Here is a 15,115-nt window from a genome sequence, read left to right on the forward strand (position 1 = left end):
TTTATGGTGGGCCGGTAATTTCATCTTCATCCGTTGGTGCGAGCATCCGGAATAAATCTTGAACGTAAACTGAAGCTTTAAAAGGAGAAGGCTTTGCACGCAATCAAGGAACAGGTGGTGGCGGCAGTCAGGGTTTCCGGGCTGAAAGTTCGGACACGTAATGCCGATGAGGCGCATCCCTTAAATGCGAAAATTGGCCCCCTATGGCAGAAGTTTTTCGGTGAGGGGCTTTACGAGAAAATCCCGGGCAAGCAACTCGATTCGCCGGTTTACGGGATTTACAGCGGTTATGAGTCCGATGCGCGGGGGCTGTTTGATGTCACAGCTGGAGTGGCGACCCATGCACCGGCGCAAGGCTTTGAAAGCATGGTGATTGAACCGGGGCGTTACTTGGTGTTTGAGGCTCGCGGACCGATGCCGGATGCAATCATCAAAACCTGGCAGCAGGTCTGGGCTTATTTCGAGCAGCCAGGTGTCGAGTCGCGTGCGTTTATCACTGACTTTGAGCTCTATCAAGCGGACGATGTGGCGCTGATTTACATCGGTATCCGCTAGCTTTTTACTGGGTTTTCCCGTTCCAGTAACTGCCGTTTGCGCTCTACGCCCCAGCGGTAGCCCGAGAGTTCGCCGTTACTGCGCACCACACGATGACAGGGGATCGCCACCGCCAGGCTGTTAGCACCACAGGCCTGGGCCACAGCGCGAAAGGACTTGGGGGCGCCGATCCGCTGGGCAATCTGTGCGTAGCTGGCGGTACTTCCCACCGGGATTTCGCGCAGCGCCTGCCACACCCGTTCCTGAAAGGCGGTACCCCGTAGGTCCAGAGGCAAATCCAACCCCAGGGCAGGCGTTTCAATAAAGCCCACCACCTGGGCGATCAATTGTTCGAAACTGCGGTCCGCGCCCAGCAACTCGGCTTTGGGGAATTGGTCCTGCAGGTCGCGCACCAGTTTGTCTGGATCATCCCCGAGCAAGATCGCACATACGCCGCGTTGACTTTGCGCCACCAGAATCGCCCCCAGTGAGCATTGCCCCACGGCAAAGCGTATTTCGTTATTGGTGCCGCCGGCTTTGTAATCGCTGGGCTTCATGCCAAGTAATTGGTCCGCCGATTCATAAAATCGGCTGTTGGAGTTGAAGCCCGCGTCATACAGCGCTTCGGTCACTGAGTGTTGGCCCTTGAGACTATCGCGTACTTTGCGAGAGCGAAGGGCGCCGGCATACCCCTTGGGGGTCAGGCCGGTGATGGCTTTGAATACACGATGGAAATGGAAGGAACTCAACCCGGCCAAACCGGCAAGTACTTCCAGGCTGGGTGGCGTTTCAGCCAGCTCTATTTGCTTGCACGCGTCGGCCACTACCTGTGCATGGTGCGCAGCCAGTTGGGTCTGGTCGCTGGAGGCCCGTTTGCTGGGGCGATACCCGGCTGCTTCGGCTTGCGTCGGGGTGTCGAAGAACTCGATATTTTCCGGCCTGGGCAAACGCGAGGAACTGCTGGGGCGGCAATACACGCCGGTGGTTTTCACGCCGTAGACAAACAGCGCGTCGGCTTTGGCGTCGCGGGCGATGATTGCGGCCCAGCGGGGATCTTGTTCGATGGTCATGGCGTGCACTCTTTACGGGTCACGGGCAGATTAGCCGTGGCGATCGCTCTCGACACTCTGAAGCTTGCGGTCAAATTAGCCGGCGGTGCGAAAAGTCAGGTTGATGCGTTGCGGGCCCATGATTGGATGCACGCCTTCCTTGATTGGCGTCACTCCATGAAAGCGCAGTCGATCGACACCGCCCCAGACCACCACATCGCCATGGAACAGCGAGATCTTTTGCGTCCTGTCGTTGCGCATGTGGCCGCCGAACAGGAAAATTGCCGGTAGACCGAGGGACACTGAGACCACCGGAGCGCTGTAGCGACGCTCGTTCTTGTCCTGATGCAGGGACATTTTGGCGCCGGGTATATAGCGGTTGATCAGGCAGGCATCCGGGGAGAAATCGCTGAAACCGGCCTCTGCCGCCGCCAGTACGGCCAGTTGGCGCAAAGTCTCGGGCATCGCCGGCCAGGGTTGCAGGCTACGCGGATCAAGGGGGCTGTAGCGATAGCCGGCGCTGTCGGTCGTCCAGCCCAACTCGCCGCAACTGCTCAACGCCGCTGACATGGTAAAGCCGCCGGGCGTGATCATCTGTCGAAACGGCGCTTGGGCCAGCACAGATCGCAATTCAGGCAGTAGACGATCAATCCAGGGCAGGGCGTAGCCCCTCAGCACGTAAGACTCAGCACCCATTTGTTCGCGTCCTGCGGGTTGCTGCAGGGCTTCATCGGCGAACAAATCGGCAGTAGGGCCTGGCATGACTTACAGCGCCTTGCTCACATTGATGTCGGTGATGACGTCGCTGGCATCGTGGATTTTCGCCAGGGCTTGCTTGGCTTCTTCCACGCTGCTGCTTTGTAATTGCGCGAACTCAAAGCGACGTTCGCCGTTGAGCTTGTACTTGATGACGTATTTAGTCGTGGTGGTCACAGCTTTTTTCCTGTCAAGTGTTCGGATCAGCTCAGTTTGGTGCTGGTACGACGAACGATGCGAATCTTATGGGACAGCGCTGGTTTGCGAGTAACGCTGATGGCGCGGCGCGTTACCACATCCAGGGTGATATTCCAGAAACCGGTGCTGGGTGCGGTGATTTTCGCCGGGAATTTGTCGAAGGCGCCACCGTGGTAGGTGTGGCGACCACCGTTCTTGAAGCTGCGAAAGTTGGCATCGCTCATCAGGCGAATATTGCAGGTCTGCGAGCATTCGATGACAACGATGTCGCCCTCGTTGAGGTGCTCGCGCTGGTGGATGTATTTCATGGGGTGTCTCCAGAAGGGCTTTTTCTGAAAAATCAGAATGATACGTAGGTTAAGATGGAGTTTATCAGCCCCAGCGCGTTTATTATCGGGTCGTCGTCGACGACTTCGACAATTTAAAACAGTTATTTACCGAGTTTTCAGAGATAAATCCTACATTGGCGGGAGAAAATTACTCTCTACGCTGTCGTAGGGTCTTTATCGGAGGTTTTAGTATGAAGTGGAGTGTGTTGGTTCTGGCCTTGGCGATAGGTGGGTGTGCTTCGGTTGCAGATATCAAGCAGACCCCGCCAACATTGGTGGTCATTTCAGGGAAAAAACCGCCGGAATATGCCGCATGTGTCGTGCGCAAATTAGCCGCAACCCGCCGACCGCCGCAGATCGAGCCCCATAAGGACGGTGTGCAGGTGATTGTTCCGCAGAAATACTCGGCCGACCCTTCGGCGATCTTCGAGATTGAAGAGCGCTCCAGCGGCAGCAGTATCAAGCTCTATGAGAGCATGTCCAATGTGCCGATCCGCCCGGGCGATGTGAAGAAAGCCGGGGAGGATTGCATTTCCGGCAGCTAAGCCTTCAGGGTCACCCTACATACATGAATCCGATAAAAAAGCCTGACCCTGCCGTTGCAGTGTCAGGTTTTTTTTGTGGTGCTTTTGTGTGGTTGTAGCAATGGGATCATTACCCTACTATTTATAGGCTTATGTGTTTTGGGGCTAAGCATATAACTATAAAAATGGAGCCGTGATGATGTCTCTGGAACGAGTGTTGATGGGCGGCGCGTTGTTATTGCTGTTGGGCAATGCACACGCGCTGGATGGGAAAAAGATTTTTACCGAGGGCGGTTCACAGCCTGGTGCGATGCCCTGTGTCGCGTGTCATGGCGCTGATGGGTTGGGCCTAGCCGCCGCAGGGTTTCCCAGGTTGGCGGGGTTGTCGGCGGAGTATGTGCGCAAACAGCTGACCGACTTCAGCAGCGGAGCGCGAAGCAATCCAGTGATGCAGCCGTTGGCGAAAGCACTGACTGACGCAGAAATCGCAGCGGTAAGCCAGGCGTTGGCGGCGATGCCTTACCCGCTACCCGTGACGGTGTTCCGTAGCGAGATGCCAACCAGCGCCGCACAGAAACTCGCGCTTCAAGGTGCCTGGGAGCGGCAGATTCCCGCTTGCGTCAGTTGCCATGGACCAGCAGGTGTCGGAGTGGGTGACGCGTTTCCGCCCTTGGCCGGTCAGCCTGCCGCTTACCTGGCGGCACAGTTGACCGCCTGGCAAAGCGGCACGCGCCGCAATGATCCCAATGACTTGATGGGCCACATTGCCAAGTCCCTGACCCCAGAGGAAGTGCAGGGTATCGCTCAGTATTTCGCGTCGTTGAACCTGGAGGCCAAGCCATGAAGCCATTCATGATTGCCACCGCGCTGGGGTTGCTGATTGCAGTGCCTGTCCAAGCCGCCACGATTGCCATGGAAGACCAGTCCCAGTTGCAACCCTCCGCTCATCCGGCTGCCGTGCAATTTCAGCCGCCTCAAGAGAGCGAATTACCCGACAACGCCTACGGCAAACTGGTCAGGCAGGGTTATGCGTTGTTCGTGGACACCCAGCGCCTGGCGCCTAAATTTGTCGGTAACGGGCTCAATTGCAGTAACTGCCATCTGGATCAGGGGCGCCTCGACAACTCGGCACCGCTGTGGGCTGCCTATCCGATGTACCCTGCCTATCGACAGAAGAACGATAAGGTCAACACCTTCGCTGAGCGCTTGCAGGGCTGCTTCCAGTTCAGCATGAACGGGGGGACGCCGCCGGCAGCTGATAGTCCCGAGATTACCGCGCTCTCAGTGTATGCCTACTGGCTGGCGAGCAAGGCGCCCTTGGGCGTAGAGCTTCCGGGACGCGGCTACCCCGATGTGGCGCAACCGGCCAAAGGCTACAACCTGGCCCAAGGCGCCGAGGTCTACAAGGGGCAATGCGCGGTGTGCCATGGTGCAGAAGGGCTGGGGCAAAAAGCCGGAGACAGCTACGTCATGCCACCGTTATGGGGTAAAGACTCCTACAACTGGGGGGCCGGCATGCACCGAATCAACACCGCGGCGTCCTTCATCAAGCACAACATGCCGTTGGGCAAGGGTGGCAGTTTGAGTGATCAGCAAGCCTGGGATGTCGCCGCCTACGTCAACAGCCACGAGCGGCCGCAAGACCCGCGATTGGTGGACGGTTCGGTGGAGAAAACCCGGCTTAAATTTCATGCCAATGATGGCGTCAATCTCTACGGACAAACGGTTGATGGCGTGTTGATCGGGCAAGGCATCCGTTAAACTGTCTGGTATTCAATGCAAAAATGCCGTGCAAGCCTTGGGTTTGCGCGGTGTTTGTTTTTTCTGGAAGCCGTCATGAAACGTGAACACGTCAGAGCCCGCCATGCCGAGGGTCAGATCTCGGCCACCCATGTCATCCCTAATCCCGCAGACTTGGGCGAATGGATCGTATTTTTCAAGAAAAGTGGCGGGCGCAGTTATTTCCTGGTGGATGAGCAGGATGAGGTCGAGTCGTTTCCGCGCCTGGATGACCTGGTCGAGATCCTGCGTGGCCTGGGCATCAAGTTCGCCGAAATTCATCTGTAGCATGCCGCTTACTTGCAGACCACCACCACGCTACGGCTCTTGAAGTTACCCACGTCTTTGCCGAGGGTTTTGTCACTTTCTTTCAATGATGGCGTGCCCTCGGTGCCGACAATGCGGTAACCGGTGCCCGCGCACGAGGCGTCGGCTTTTTCGTAGCAACTGGCCCATGAGTTGGCCTCGCCCGAGCAATCGATAGTCAGGCCTTGCTCGCCATTTTTCAGGTAAGTCTCGGACGTGGTGGTGCAGCCGACCAGAGTCAGTAGCGCAGTCAGTGCCAGAATCTTGTTCATAATGGGGTCGTCGTCGAGGGTGTTGGAAGGGCGCTGATACTGTCATTGGGCGTCGGCAGCAGATTATAGCGAACGGCCAACAAACACAAAAAAGCCCCGTTCACCGGGGCTTTATGCGCAGGGCGGCGAGGCTTACTTACCCTTGGGTCGTTTGCTCGACGCGTGGCCAGCTTCATCCACAAATACTTCAGCGACCGCAATGGCTTCACGTTCGGTCGCGAATGCCCCGGCGACGCTGTCTCCGTGGAAGTTGATCAAGTGCCAGCCATCTGCTCGCTGTGTGATCAGGTAGCCGTTCACGCCTTTTGGTTCTGACATCTATCAATCTCGTGGTGTGGTTCAAGCGGGCAATGATAGCGCCAAATGCCATAGAGGCGCGCAAGTTGTTGCAGGTCAGTGTCGCGTACCGAAAAGCGTGCTAAAACGGTTGTAGCCCTTTTAAACAAAGGGGCTTAGGCTTGTTTTGTCGCACTGTTGGGGAGGCTCTTCGTAGGATCAGCGGAACTTACGCCGACATTTTTTCTCTATGATGACATCGCAACGCCAGCAGGACCCATTGTAAGGTGACTGCGGCCTGATTAGACTGCGCCGAATTCCGTACGCACAGCCCTTTGTAAGGACTTATATGATCAAGAAATGCTTGTTCCCAGCAGCCGGTTACGGTACTCGCTTCCTGCCAGCGACCAAAGCCATGCCCAAAGAGATGCTGCCGGTGGTGAACAAGCCACTGATTCAGTACGGCGTCGAAGAGGCACTGGATGCCGGCCTGAACGAAATCTCCATCGTGACCGGCCGTGGTAAGCGCGCACTGGAAGACCACTTCGATATCAGCTACGAGCTGGAAAACCAGATCAAGGGCACCGACAAGGAAAAATACCTGGTTGGCATCCGTCGTCTGCTGGACGAGTGCTCGTTCTCCTACACCCGCCAGACCCAGATGAAAGGCTTGGGCCACGCGATCCTGACCGGCCGCCCACTGATCGGTGACGAACCGTTCGCCGTGGTACTGGCCGATGACCTTTGCGTCAACCTGGACGGCAAAGGCGTACTGGAGCAGATGGTCGATCTGTACAAGAAGTACCGCTGCACTATCGTTGCGGTCCAGGAAGTGGATCCTTCGGAAACCAACAAGTATGGCGTGATCGCCGGTGATGAAATTGGCGATGGCCTGATCCGTGTGCGTGACATGGTTGAAAAACCGGCACCGGAAGATGCCCCGTCGAACCTGGCGATCATCGGTCGTTACATCCTGACTCCGGATATCTTCAAGCTGATCGAAGAAACCGAGCCAGGCAAGGGTGGTGAAATCCAGATCACCGACGCCCTGTTGAAGCAGGCCAAAGACGGTTGCGTGATTGCCTACAAGTTTAAAGGCAAGCGTTTCGACTGCGGCGGCGCTGAAGGTTACATCGAAGCAACCAACTTCTGCTTCGAGCACTTCTACAAAACTGGCAAGGCTTACTGATTCAAAGTAATCCTGCTATGCAAAAAGCCACCTTCGGGTGGCTTTTTCGTTTTTCAGCCCCATGTAAGTCGGTATGCTGATGTCCTGCCGAGGAGAGTGAAATGGCCTACGATTTTGACCTGTATGTAATTGGCGCCGGTTCCGGCGGTGTTCGCGCGGCGCGCTTTGCCGCAGGCTTTGGCGCCAAAGTGGCCGTGGCGGAAAGCCGCTACCTGGGCGGTACGTGCGTTAACGTCGGCTGCGTGCCGAAGAAACTGTTGGTATACGGTGCGCATTTCGCCGAGGACTTCGAGCAAGCCAGCGGTTTTGGTTGGTCACTTGGCGAGGCGAACTTTGATTGGGCGACCCTGATCGCCAACAAAGATCGCGAGATTAACCGCCTTAATGGCATTTACCGCAATTTGCTGGTCAACAGCGGCGTGACCCTGCATGAGGGGCATGCACGTCTGGTCGATCCGCATCAGGTGGAGATCAACGGCGAGCGCTTTACCGCCAAGCACATCCTGATTGCTACGGGTGGGTGGCCGCAGATTCCGGAAATTCCAGGGCGTGAACACGCTATTGGTTCCAACGAAGCGTTCTTCCTGAAAGATCTGCCTAAACGTGTGCTGGTAGTGGGCGGTGGTTACATTGCTGTTGAGTTCGCGGGTATTTTCCATGGTTTGGGCGCGCAAACGTCGCTGCTGTATCGCGGTGACTTGTTCCTGCGCGGTTTTGATGGCTCGGTGCGCAAGCATCTGCAAGAGGAGCTGACCAAGCGTGGCTTGGACCTGCAATTCAATGCCGATATCGAGCGCATCGACAAGCAAGCGGACGGCAGCCTTAAGGCCACGCTGAAAGACGGTCGCGTGCTGGAAGCTGATTGCGTGTTCTACGCCACGGGCCGTCGTCCGATGCTGGATAACCTGGGGCTGGAAAATACCGGCGTCAAGCTGGACGAGCGCGGCTTCGTCGAGGTGGACGACCTGTACCAGACCTCCGAGTCGTCGATCCTGGCGATTGGTGATGTGATTGGTCGCGTGCAATTGACGCCGGTTGCCTTGGCCGAAGGGATGGCGGTGGCCCGTCGTCTGTTCAAGCCTGAGCAGTATCGCCCGGTCGATTACGCGATGATCCCGACGGCGGTATTCAGCTTGCCGAATATCGGTACCGTCGGCCTAAGCGAAGAAGAGGCGAAGAAGAACGGCCACAAGGTGCAGATCTTCGAAAGCCGTTTCCGGCCGATGAAACTGACCCTGACCGAGTGCCAGGAACGCACGCTGATGAAGCTGGTGGTCGACGCCGACACTGACAAGGTGCTTGGGTGTCATATGGTCGGCCCAGATGCCGGCGAGATCGTGCAAGGCTTGGCGATCGCGCTTAAGGCGGGCGCGACCAAACAGCACTTCGACGAGACCATCGGCGTACACCCCACGGCGGCGGAAGAGTTCGTCACCATGCGCACGCCTGTGGCCGGCTGATCAGGCTTATGGTGTTGCCTCGGGCGTCGTTGCAACGACGGCCGCCAGGCGCAACGCCTCGATACTGGACTGGGCCTTGATAAGGTCCAGTTCCAGGGTTTTGTTGGTCAGTTGGTGTTCGGCCAGCGCTTCCTGGCGTGACTGACTTTCCAGCGCGGAAACCCGCAGACGCTCCTGAAGCAGGGTGCGTTCGTTCTCAATCAGGCTGACCTGTTCGCTCAACTTGAGTTGCACGGCCTGGTCTTTGCGGGTTTGCTCCTGTAGGGCGGTCAATTCCTTCGCCGTCACTCGGTGCTCGATCAGTAGTCGCTCATTGTCGCGATGCAGTTGGGTGATCTCATCCTGGCGCACCATGGCGCTTTGTTGGGCTTGGCGCAGCTCCGCCTGCACCTGCTGCAATTGGCCTTCATGGCGCCGCTGCTCTTGCTCGCGCTGGTCTTTGACCGCATTTCTGTAGTGCTCAAGCGCCTCTCGAGCATGCAGGTGTTTTTCTTCCAGTGAACGAATCTGCGCGTCCTTGTCGTTGACTCTTAACTCATAGTCGCTGCACGCCTGGCTGAGCCCCGCGTTGCGGGTTTGCTCGGTCTGCAAGCTGGTGCTCGCGGTTTGCAGCGCAGCGCTTTCTTCTGCCAGGGCCGCTGCCTGGATATCAAATTGCTGCTTGAGCTGGCTGCGAGCCTCTTCAAGTGCCTCTACCTGGGCGAGCAGGGCGGTTTTCTGCAGCTCAAATTGCGCCAGGGCCAGATCGATCGGCTCTTGGGCTTTTTCTTTGAGGCGCTGGGCCAGTCGTGCCACCAGCTCGCCAAGCTCGTCGTCGATCGGGGCTTGGGTGATGTAGAGCCGGGCTTCGCTCTCGTCCAGCTCTTTCAAATAGCGATGAATCGTGGTTTTCGAGCCGGTATTGCCCATCTCTATGCGCACGGCATCGATGCTGGGGTTTTCGCCACGGGCAAGGATTGCCAGGCGTGCCGTTTGAACAACTGCTTTGTTTATGCCGCCGCGCGCCATGGGGTCTCCGTCGATTTAGTACTGTGGTACGTAGTATGTAGATACATACTATAACACGAATAAAAAATCGTTTAAATTCATGATTTCACAGATGGGATATTGGCGTATTATCCCGTGCCATAGCGGTTTTAATCGTCGATACACTCGTTAGCAGTACGAATAGGCCTCACATGAGCGATATGGATCGTTATCTCAATGCCGCCACACGCGATAACACGCGTCGCAGCTATCGCGCGGCGATCGAACACTTCGAAGTGAATTGGGGCGGGTTTCTGCCGGCGACCAGCGATAGCGTCGCGCGCTACCTGGTGGCACACGCCGGACTACTGGCAGTCAACACCTTGAAGCTGCGGCTCTCGGCATTGGCGCAGTGGCACATAAGCCAAGGTTTTCCAGACCCAACCAAGGCGCCGGTGGTACGCAAAGTGCTCAAAGGCATTCGTGCTGTGCACCCGGCGCAAGAGAAGCAGGCGCAACCATTGCAACTCAACCATCTCGAGCAGGTGGTTGCTGCTCTTGAGATGGAGGCAAAGGAGGCGAGCGATGCCCAGGATCAGCCTCGTTTGTTGCGAGCCAAGCGTGACACCGCATTGATTCTTTTGGGGTTCTGGAGGGGCTTTCGCAGCGATGAGTTATGCCGCCTGAGTATCGAGCACGTGCAGGCGATACCTGGCGCCGGAATCAGTCTGTATCTGCCGCGCAGCAAAAGTGACCGAGACAACCTCGGCAAGACTTACCAAACCCCGGCGCTGCTGCGTCTGTGCCCGGTGCAGGCCTACAGTGAATGGCTCAGTGCCTCAGCCCTGGTACGCGGTCCGGTGTTTCGCGGGATCGATCGCTGGGGCAACCTGGGCGAGGAGGGCTTGCACCCCAACAGTGTGATCCCGCTTCTGCGCCAGGCCTTGGAGCGCTCAGGCATCCCTGCCGATCTGTACACCAGCCATTCGCTACGCCGAGGCTTTGCGACCTGGGCTCATCAAAGCGGCTGGGATTTGAAGTCGTTGATGAGTTACGTCGGCTGGAGCGACATGAAATCTGCCATGCGCTATGTTGAAGCGACGCCCTTTCTCGGCATGACCCTGGCGATCCAGCCGCTGATTTGAGTTTTCTTCTATTAATACAGTTACCTGATAGGGAAAACCAATCGTCAGCATCAGGTTTGCCAATGAGCCATCGTCGGGAAGAGTGGGTAGGATTCATCTCATCAACTTCTTAACCCCTGACGGAGAGTCAACGATGCCTATCATCAACAGCCAAGTAAAACCGTTCAAAGCCACTGCATACAAAAACGGCAACTTCGTAGATGTGACTGACGCTGACCTGAAAGGCAAATGGTCCGTAGTGTTCTTCTACCCAGCCGACTTCACCTTCGTTTGCCCAACCGAGCTGGAAGACCTGGCTGACAACTACGCCGAATTCCAGAAGCTGGGCGTCGAAATCTACAGCGTTTCCACTGACACCCACTTTGCCCACGCTGCCTGGCACAACACTTCGCCAGCCATCGGCAAAATCCAGTACACCATGATCGGCGACCCAACCCTGACCATCTCCCGCAACTTCGACGTGCTGATCGAAGAAGCTGGCCTGGCAGACCGCGGTACCTTCGTGATCAACCCAGAAGGTCAGATCAAGATCGTTGAGCTGAACGACGGTGGTGTGGGTCGTGACGCTTCCGAACTGCTGCGCAAAATCAAAGCCGCTCAGTACGTAGCCGCCCACCCAGGCGAAGTGTGCCCAGCCAAGTGGAAAGAAGGCGAGGCCACCTTGGCACCATCCCTGGACCTGGTCGGCAAGATCTAAGTCTGTGAAGTATCAAGGGCGGGATTCCGCACCTAAGTAAGCTGCATCCGCCCTCAAAACGCCCGGGCGATATTCGCTCGGGCGTTTTTTTGTCTGCAATAAACCGAATTAATAGGAAATCGCCCGTATGTTGGACGCCAATCTTAAAGCTCAGTTGAAGTCATACCTGGAACGGGTCACCCAGCCGATCGAGATCGTCGCCTCCCTCGACGACGGCGCGAAATCCCAGGAAATGCTGACCCTTTTGCAGGATGTAGCAGGCCTTAGCACGCTGATTACCCTGAAAACCGATGGTGATGATGCGCGCAAGCCTTCGTTCTCCATCAACCGCCCGGGTGCCGATATCAGCCTGCGTTTTGCCGGCATCCCCATGGGCCATGAATTTACTTCGCTGGTGTTGGCCCTGCTGCAAGTCGGTGGCCACCCGTCGAAGGCCAGTGTCGAAGTGATTGAACAGATTCGCGCCCTGAAAGGCGAGTTCAGCTTCGAGACTTACTTCTCGCTGTCGTGCCAGAACTGCCCGGACGTGGTCCAGGCGCTGAACCTGATGGCCGTGCTCAACCCGAACATCCGCCACGTTGCCATCGACGGTGCACTGTTTCAGGCCGAAGTCGATGAGCGCCAAGTCATGGCGGTGCCAAGTGTGTACCTCAACGGTGTGAACTTCGGTCAGGGTCGCATGGGCCTGGAAGAAATCCTCGCCAAGCTCGACACCAGCGGCATCGAAAAAGCTGCCGAGAAAATCAGTGCCAAAGATGCTTTTGATGTACTCGTGGTGGGTGGTGGTCCGGCAGGTTCTGCGGCCGCTATCTACGCCGCACGTAAAGGCATTCGTACGGGTGTGGCTGCTGAGCGCTTCGGTGGTCAAGTGCTGGATACCATGTCCATCGAGAACTTTATCTCGGTGCAGGAAACCGAAGGGCCGAAACTGGCCAGTGCGCTTGAGGCCCACGTACGCCAGTACGACGTGGATATCATGAACCTGCAGCGTGCCAGCAGCCTGGTCCCGGCGAAAAATGCCGGTGACTTGCACGAGATTCGCTTCGAAAGCGGTGCGACCCTCAAGTCCAAGACTGTAATCCTGGCCACTGGTGCGCGCTGGCGTGAAATGGGTGTGCCGGGCGAGCAGGAATATAAGGCTAAGGGCGTGTGCTTCTGCCCGCACTGCGATGGTCCATTGTTCAAAGGCAAGCGCGTGGCAGTGATCGGCGGCGGTAACTCAGGCGTTGAAGCCGCTATCGACCTGGCGGGTATCGTCAGCCACGTGACCTTGCTTGAGTTCGATAGCAAATTGCGCGCCGACGCCGTGTTGCAGCGCAAGCTCTACAGCCTGCCGAATGTTGACGTGATCACCAGTGCGCTGACCAGCGAAGTCAAAGGTGACGGCCAGAAAGTTACTGGCCTGGCATACAAGGACCGTGACAGCGGTGAGTTCAAGACCATCGACCTGGAAGGCATCTTTGTTCAGATCGGTTTGCTGCCTAACACCGACTGGCTCAAAGGCACTGTGGAACTGACCCCGCGTGGCGAGATCATCGTCGATGCGCGTGGTGAGACTTCGCTGCCGGGTGTGTTTGCCGCCGGTGACGTAACAACGGTGCCGTACAAGCAGATCGTGATCGCAGTAGGCGAGGGCGCCAAGGCTTCCCTGAGCGCTTTCGATCACCTGATCCGTACTTCCGCACCCGCGTAAATTCGGACCCGGAAATGAAAAACCCCATGAGTGATCATGGGGTTTTTTATTGTGCGGGACTTTTACAGCGGCGCTGGCTGAATGATCTCAACCCAGTACGCGTCCGGGTCCTTGATGAACGCCAGGCTTTTCATGCGGCCATCGGTCAGGCGCTTTTGGAAATCACAACCCAGGGCTTCGAAGCGTTCGCACGCAGCCACGATATCCGGCACCGAGATGCAGATGTGGCCAAAGCCACGAGGGTCGGTGTTGCCGTTATGGTAGGCAAAGTCGGCATCGTTTTCGGTGCCGTGGTTGTGGGTCAGTTCCAGGATGCCCGGGATCGACTTCATCCACTGGGTGCGCTCAGCGGCGTCGGCCGGGATCTGGGCCTTGTCCACCAGAGCGAGGAAGTACAGGCTGAATTCGGCTTCCGGGAAGTCGCGCTTTTCAACCAGAGAGAAACCCAATACGCGGGTGTAGAAGTCCAGCGACTTGGTGATGTCCTTGACCCGCAGCATGGTGTGGTTGAACACGAAGTTCGCGGTGGCGGTGTCAGGTTGGGCGGTGACACCCGGGAAAGTGTTCAGATCGTGCAGGCTCATGGGCCCTCCAGAAAAAATGGGGCAAACGCAGCTTGGGTGAGAGAACGGTCCCTTGGCTCGCGGCCGGTAACCCAGCAGCCGAGTCATGATACGCAAGGCCCGCCCGCCGCGCCAAATGAAAAAGGTCAAGCAGGCCTTGCGAGCAGCGGGTGCCGAGGCTCAAACTTTGTTGCTTGAACTTTGGGTGTTTTTCGCAATGATTGAATTTCGTAAACCGTTGTTGAGCTCCTTGTGTTTGCTGTTGGGCAGCCCGTTTGTGCTCGCGGCTGACCCGGAAATTCATTGGCCCAGCGGCTGGCAAGTCGAAGAGGTGGTGCCCGACGGCGAGGCGTCAGTAAATCCCCAGACCGTGTCTCGGCAGCGGGCGATCAAGAATGATGCAAATGGTACAACCTTGATGGTTATGGAGTTGACCGGCACACCGATTGAGGCCGGGCATAAAGTTAATCTTCAAGGCGTATTGCTGGAAATGCGTAAATCCATCCAGAAAGATTTTGCTCATGGCGGTTATCAAAGCGTGTGCAGCAAGATGCACTCAACCACGTTGAGCCGCCTTGAAGCGCTGGAAACTACTTGCGTGATTACCGAGAACGGGCGACACGTATTGTCGCAAACATTGGTGGGCGCGGTGGATAATGATAAGGCGTATGTTTTTTCATACGCGGGCCAAGCGCAAGCGTACGAAGCCAGCAAGGATGAAGTCAGTTCGGTGCGCGCCAGCCTGAAACTTTGAAGTCGATGCGCTGGTCGATTATGAACAAAGTGAAATGTTGGTTAAGTTCGTTTTCGAACCCTTCAACAAAAAAGCCCCGCCAGTGCGGGGCTCTTTGTTAGTGCGCGCTGATCAGCCGCGCAGCCAGGAATCTACAGTGGCGGCGCCGTACTGTTCTTTCCAGGCTTTCAGGCCGCGATGGTTGCCGCCCTTGGTCTCGATCAACTCGCCGGTGTGTGGGTTGTGGTAAACCTTGACCACGCGCGCGCGGCGCTGTTTCGGTGCGGGGGCGAGCGCAGCACCGGCCTTGCCAGGGTTTGGATCAAGGATCGAGATGATGTCGCGCAGGCCTTTGCCGTAGCTCTTCATCAGCGCTTGAAGTTTTTCTTCAAATTCGATTTCTTTCTTCAGGCCGGCGTCATTCTTCAGGGATTCCAGCTGGGCAAGCTGCTCTTGAAGGGCTTTTTCTGCTGCGCGAAATTCGGCGAGTCTGGACAAAATCTGTACTCCAATAGTGTAGTTGGCTGATATCAACTGCAGACAAAGCTATAAGCCAAGAGCTTTAAGGTGACTCAAAGAAAGAGGTCTCTCTGCGAGTTCTGCACAGGCAGAAAAAATTGTAGTAGTTAATGCGTCATGAGTAAAT

At 56.7% G+C, this 15,115-nt stretch carries 20 protein-coding genes; 11 read left to right on the top strand and 9 right to left on the bottom strand.

The window, feature by feature from the left end:
* Window positions 1-93 precede the first annotated feature (93 nt).
* A complete protein-coding gene (locus BFL40_RS11550) occupies window positions 94-555 on the top strand; it encodes a GyrI-like domain-containing protein (RefSeq protein WP_083374532.1) in 462 nt (153 codons plus the stop codon).
* Here BFL40_RS11550 and ada read toward each other — a convergent pair.
* From ada to BFL40_RS11565, 4 genes are all read right to left on the bottom strand, one after another.
* Entirely contained in the window at window positions 552-1,604 is a 1,053-nt protein-coding gene (gene ada / locus BFL40_RS11555) for a bifunctional DNA-binding transcriptional regulator/O6-methylguanine-DNA methyltransferase Ada (RefSeq protein WP_071484110.1), read from the bottom strand. The genes BFL40_RS11550 and ada overlap by 4 nt on opposite strands.
* A gap of 75 nt (window positions 1,605-1,679) precedes the next feature.
* Complete coding sequence (alkB, locus tag BFL40_RS11560; RefSeq protein ID WP_071484111.1) at window positions 1,680-2,345, bottom strand: DNA oxidative demethylase AlkB; 666 nt, start codon at window positions 2,343-2,345, stop codon at window positions 1,680-1,682.
* A 3-nt stretch (window positions 2,346-2,348) separates the two neighbouring features.
* On the bottom strand, window positions 2,349-2,516 hold the full coding sequence (locus tag BFL40_RS34065; protein ID WP_162843023.1) for a hypothetical protein: 168 nt from the start codon (window positions 2,514-2,516) through the stop codon (window positions 2,349-2,351).
* Window positions 2,517-2,542: 26 nt separating this feature from the next.
* Entirely contained in the window at window positions 2,543-2,845 is a 303-nt protein-coding gene (locus BFL40_RS11565) for a DUF1883 domain-containing protein (protein ID WP_071484112.1), read from the bottom strand.
* 212 nt (window positions 2,846-3,057) lie between these two features.
* Between BFL40_RS11565 and BFL40_RS11570 the strand changes: the two genes are divergently transcribed.
* The 4 genes from BFL40_RS11570 (at window position 3,058) to BFL40_RS11585 (ending at window position 5,457) form a co-directional block, all read left to right on the top strand.
* Window positions 3,058-3,411 carry a hypothetical protein gene (locus BFL40_RS11570; RefSeq protein WP_071484113.1) on the top strand — a complete coding sequence of 118 codons (354 nt, stop codon included), beginning with the start codon at window positions 3,058-3,060 and terminating at the stop codon, window positions 3,409-3,411.
* 175 nt (window positions 3,412-3,586) lie between these two features.
* On the top strand, window positions 3,587-4,234 hold the full coding sequence (locus BFL40_RS11575; RefSeq protein WP_071484114.1) for a c-type cytochrome: 648 nt from the start codon (window positions 3,587-3,589) through the stop codon (window positions 4,232-4,234).
* The gene (locus tag BFL40_RS11580; protein ID WP_071484115.1) at window positions 4,231-5,151 is read left to right on the top strand and encodes a c-type cytochrome; all 921 of its coding nucleotides are present in this window, start codon (window positions 4,231-4,233) and stop codon (window positions 5,149-5,151) included. Before BFL40_RS11575 ends, BFL40_RS11580 begins: the two co-directional genes overlap by 4 nt.
* A gap of 75 nt (window positions 5,152-5,226) precedes the next feature.
* Window positions 5,227-5,457: a hypothetical protein gene (locus BFL40_RS11585; protein WP_071484116.1), complete on the top strand. Its 231-nt coding sequence runs from the start codon at window positions 5,227-5,229 to the stop codon at window positions 5,455-5,457.
* 8 nt (window positions 5,458-5,465) lie between these two features.
* On the opposite strand, the gene BFL40_RS11590 is transcribed toward BFL40_RS11585, so the two are convergent.
* Together BFL40_RS11590 and BFL40_RS11595 are read right to left on the bottom strand one after the other, a co-directional pair.
* On the bottom strand, window positions 5,466-5,747 hold the full coding sequence (locus BFL40_RS11590) for a hypothetical protein (protein ID WP_071484117.1): 282 nt from the start codon (window positions 5,745-5,747) through the stop codon (window positions 5,466-5,468).
* 132 nt (window positions 5,748-5,879) lie between these two features.
* Complete coding sequence (locus BFL40_RS11595) at window positions 5,880-6,065, bottom strand: hypothetical protein (RefSeq protein ID WP_071484118.1); 186 nt, start codon at window positions 6,063-6,065, stop codon at window positions 5,880-5,882.
* A gap of 307 nt (window positions 6,066-6,372) precedes the next feature.
* Between BFL40_RS11595 and galU the strand changes: the two genes are divergently transcribed.
* Both galU and gorA read left to right on the top strand, forming a co-directional pair.
* On the top strand, window positions 6,373-7,212 hold the full coding sequence (galU, locus tag BFL40_RS11600) for a UTP--glucose-1-phosphate uridylyltransferase GalU (protein WP_071484119.1): 840 nt from the start codon (window positions 6,373-6,375) through the stop codon (window positions 7,210-7,212).
* 101 nt (window positions 7,213-7,313) lie between these two features.
* Complete coding sequence (gorA, locus tag BFL40_RS11605; RefSeq protein ID WP_071484120.1) at window positions 7,314-8,672, top strand: glutathione-disulfide reductase; 1,359 nt, start codon at window positions 7,314-7,316, stop codon at window positions 8,670-8,672.
* A 6-nt stretch (window positions 8,673-8,678) separates the two neighbouring features.
* Here the strand turns inward: gorA and BFL40_RS11610 are convergent, their stop codons facing one another.
* The gene (locus BFL40_RS11610; RefSeq protein ID WP_071484121.1) at window positions 8,679-9,680 is read right to left on the bottom strand and encodes a DNA-binding protein; all 1,002 of its coding nucleotides are present in this window, start codon (window positions 9,678-9,680) and stop codon (window positions 8,679-8,681) included.
* A 170-nt stretch (window positions 9,681-9,850) separates the two neighbouring features.
* Between BFL40_RS11610 and BFL40_RS11615 the strand changes: the two genes are divergently transcribed.
* The 3 genes from BFL40_RS11615 to ahpF all read left to right on the top strand — a co-directional run bounded on the left by BFL40_RS11615 (window position 9,851) and on the right by ahpF (window position 13,173).
* Entirely contained in the window at window positions 9,851-10,783 is a 933-nt protein-coding gene (locus tag BFL40_RS11615) for a site-specific integrase (protein ID WP_071484122.1), read from the top strand.
* A 133-nt stretch (window positions 10,784-10,916) separates the two neighbouring features.
* Window positions 10,917-11,480 (top strand): alkyl hydroperoxide reductase subunit C, encoded by a 564-nt coding sequence (ahpC, locus tag BFL40_RS11620; RefSeq protein ID WP_003173835.1) that lies wholly within the window; start codon window positions 10,917-10,919, stop codon window positions 11,478-11,480.
* Window positions 11,481-11,607: 127 nt separating this feature from the next.
* A complete protein-coding gene (ahpF, locus tag BFL40_RS11625) occupies window positions 11,608-13,173 on the top strand; it encodes an alkyl hydroperoxide reductase subunit F (RefSeq protein WP_071484123.1) in 1,566 nt (521 codons plus the stop codon).
* 62 nt (window positions 13,174-13,235) lie between these two features.
* Here ahpF and gloA read toward each other — a convergent pair whose 3' ends face one another.
* Window positions 13,236-13,757: a lactoylglutathione lyase gene (gene gloA / locus BFL40_RS11630; protein WP_024075354.1), complete on the bottom strand. Its 522-nt coding sequence runs from the start codon at window positions 13,755-13,757 to the stop codon at window positions 13,236-13,238.
* A 196-nt stretch (window positions 13,758-13,953) separates the two neighbouring features.
* Here gloA and BFL40_RS11635 point away from each other — a divergent pair, with 196 nt between their 5' ends.
* Window positions 13,954-14,490: a DUF4946 domain-containing protein gene (locus BFL40_RS11635; protein WP_071484209.1), complete on the top strand. Its 537-nt coding sequence runs from the start codon at window positions 13,954-13,956 to the stop codon at window positions 14,488-14,490.
* A 111-nt stretch (window positions 14,491-14,601) separates the two neighbouring features.
* Here the strand turns inward: BFL40_RS11635 and BFL40_RS11640 are convergent, their stop codons facing one another.
* On the bottom strand, window positions 14,602-14,967 hold the full coding sequence (locus BFL40_RS11640) for a histone-like nucleoid-structuring protein, MvaT/MvaU family (RefSeq protein WP_071484124.1): 366 nt from the start codon (window positions 14,965-14,967) through the stop codon (window positions 14,602-14,604).
* Between the last annotated feature and the right edge of the window lie 148 nt (window positions 14,968-15,115).

The sequence above is a fragment of the Pseudomonas costantinii genome, assembly GCF_001870435.1.
GTDB lineage: Bacteria > Pseudomonadota > Gammaproteobacteria > Pseudomonadales > Pseudomonadaceae > Aquipseudomonas > Aquipseudomonas costantinii.

Excerpts from the sequence above, each read along its gene's own strand:
- ada (WP_071484110.1), bottom strand. The coding sequence starts at position 1,604 with ATGACCATCGAACAAGATCCCCGCTGGGCCGCAATCATCGCCCGCGAC.
- alkB (WP_071484111.1), bottom strand. The coding sequence starts at position 2,345 with ATGCCAGGCCCTACTGCCGATTTGTTCGCCGATGAAGCCCTGCAGCAA.
- BFL40_RS11565 (WP_071484112.1), bottom strand. The coding sequence starts at position 2,845 with ATGAAATACATCCACCAGCGCGAGCACCTCAACGAGGGCGACATCGTT.
- BFL40_RS11570 (WP_071484113.1), top strand. The coding sequence starts at position 3,058 with ATGAAGTGGAGTGTGTTGGTTCTGGCCTTGGCGATAGGTGGGTGTGCT.
- BFL40_RS11575 (WP_071484114.1), top strand. The coding sequence starts at position 3,587 with ATGATGTCTCTGGAACGAGTGTTGATGGGCGGCGCGTTGTTATTGCTG.
- BFL40_RS11580 (WP_071484115.1), top strand. The coding sequence starts at position 4,231 with ATGAAGCCATTCATGATTGCCACCGCGCTGGGGTTGCTGATTGCAGTG.
- BFL40_RS11585 (WP_071484116.1), top strand. The coding sequence starts at position 5,227 with ATGAAACGTGAACACGTCAGAGCCCGCCATGCCGAGGGTCAGATCTCG.
- BFL40_RS11590 (WP_071484117.1), bottom strand. The coding sequence starts at position 5,747 with ATGAACAAGATTCTGGCACTGACTGCGCTACTGACTCTGGTCGGCTGC.
- BFL40_RS11595 (WP_071484118.1), bottom strand. The coding sequence starts at position 6,065 with ATGTCAGAACCAAAAGGCGTGAACGGCTACCTGATCACACAGCGAGCA.
- galU (WP_071484119.1), top strand. The coding sequence starts at position 6,373 with ATGATCAAGAAATGCTTGTTCCCAGCAGCCGGTTACGGTACTCGCTTC.
- gorA (WP_071484120.1), top strand. The coding sequence starts at position 7,314 with ATGGCCTACGATTTTGACCTGTATGTAATTGGCGCCGGTTCCGGCGGT.
- BFL40_RS11610 (WP_071484121.1), bottom strand. The coding sequence starts at position 9,680 with ATGGCGCGCGGCGGCATAAACAAAGCAGTTGTTCAAACGGCACGCCTG.
- BFL40_RS11615 (WP_071484122.1), top strand. The coding sequence starts at position 9,851 with ATGAGCGATATGGATCGTTATCTCAATGCCGCCACACGCGATAACACG.
- ahpC (WP_003173835.1), top strand. The coding sequence starts at position 10,917 with ATGCCTATCATCAACAGCCAAGTAAAACCGTTCAAAGCCACTGCATAC.
- ahpF (WP_071484123.1), top strand. The coding sequence starts at position 11,608 with ATGTTGGACGCCAATCTTAAAGCTCAGTTGAAGTCATACCTGGAACGG.
- gloA (WP_024075354.1), bottom strand. The coding sequence starts at position 13,757 with ATGAGCCTGCACGATCTGAACACTTTCCCGGGTGTCACCGCCCAACCT.
- BFL40_RS11635 (WP_071484209.1), top strand. The coding sequence starts at position 13,954 with ATGATTGAATTTCGTAAACCGTTGTTGAGCTCCTTGTGTTTGCTGTTG.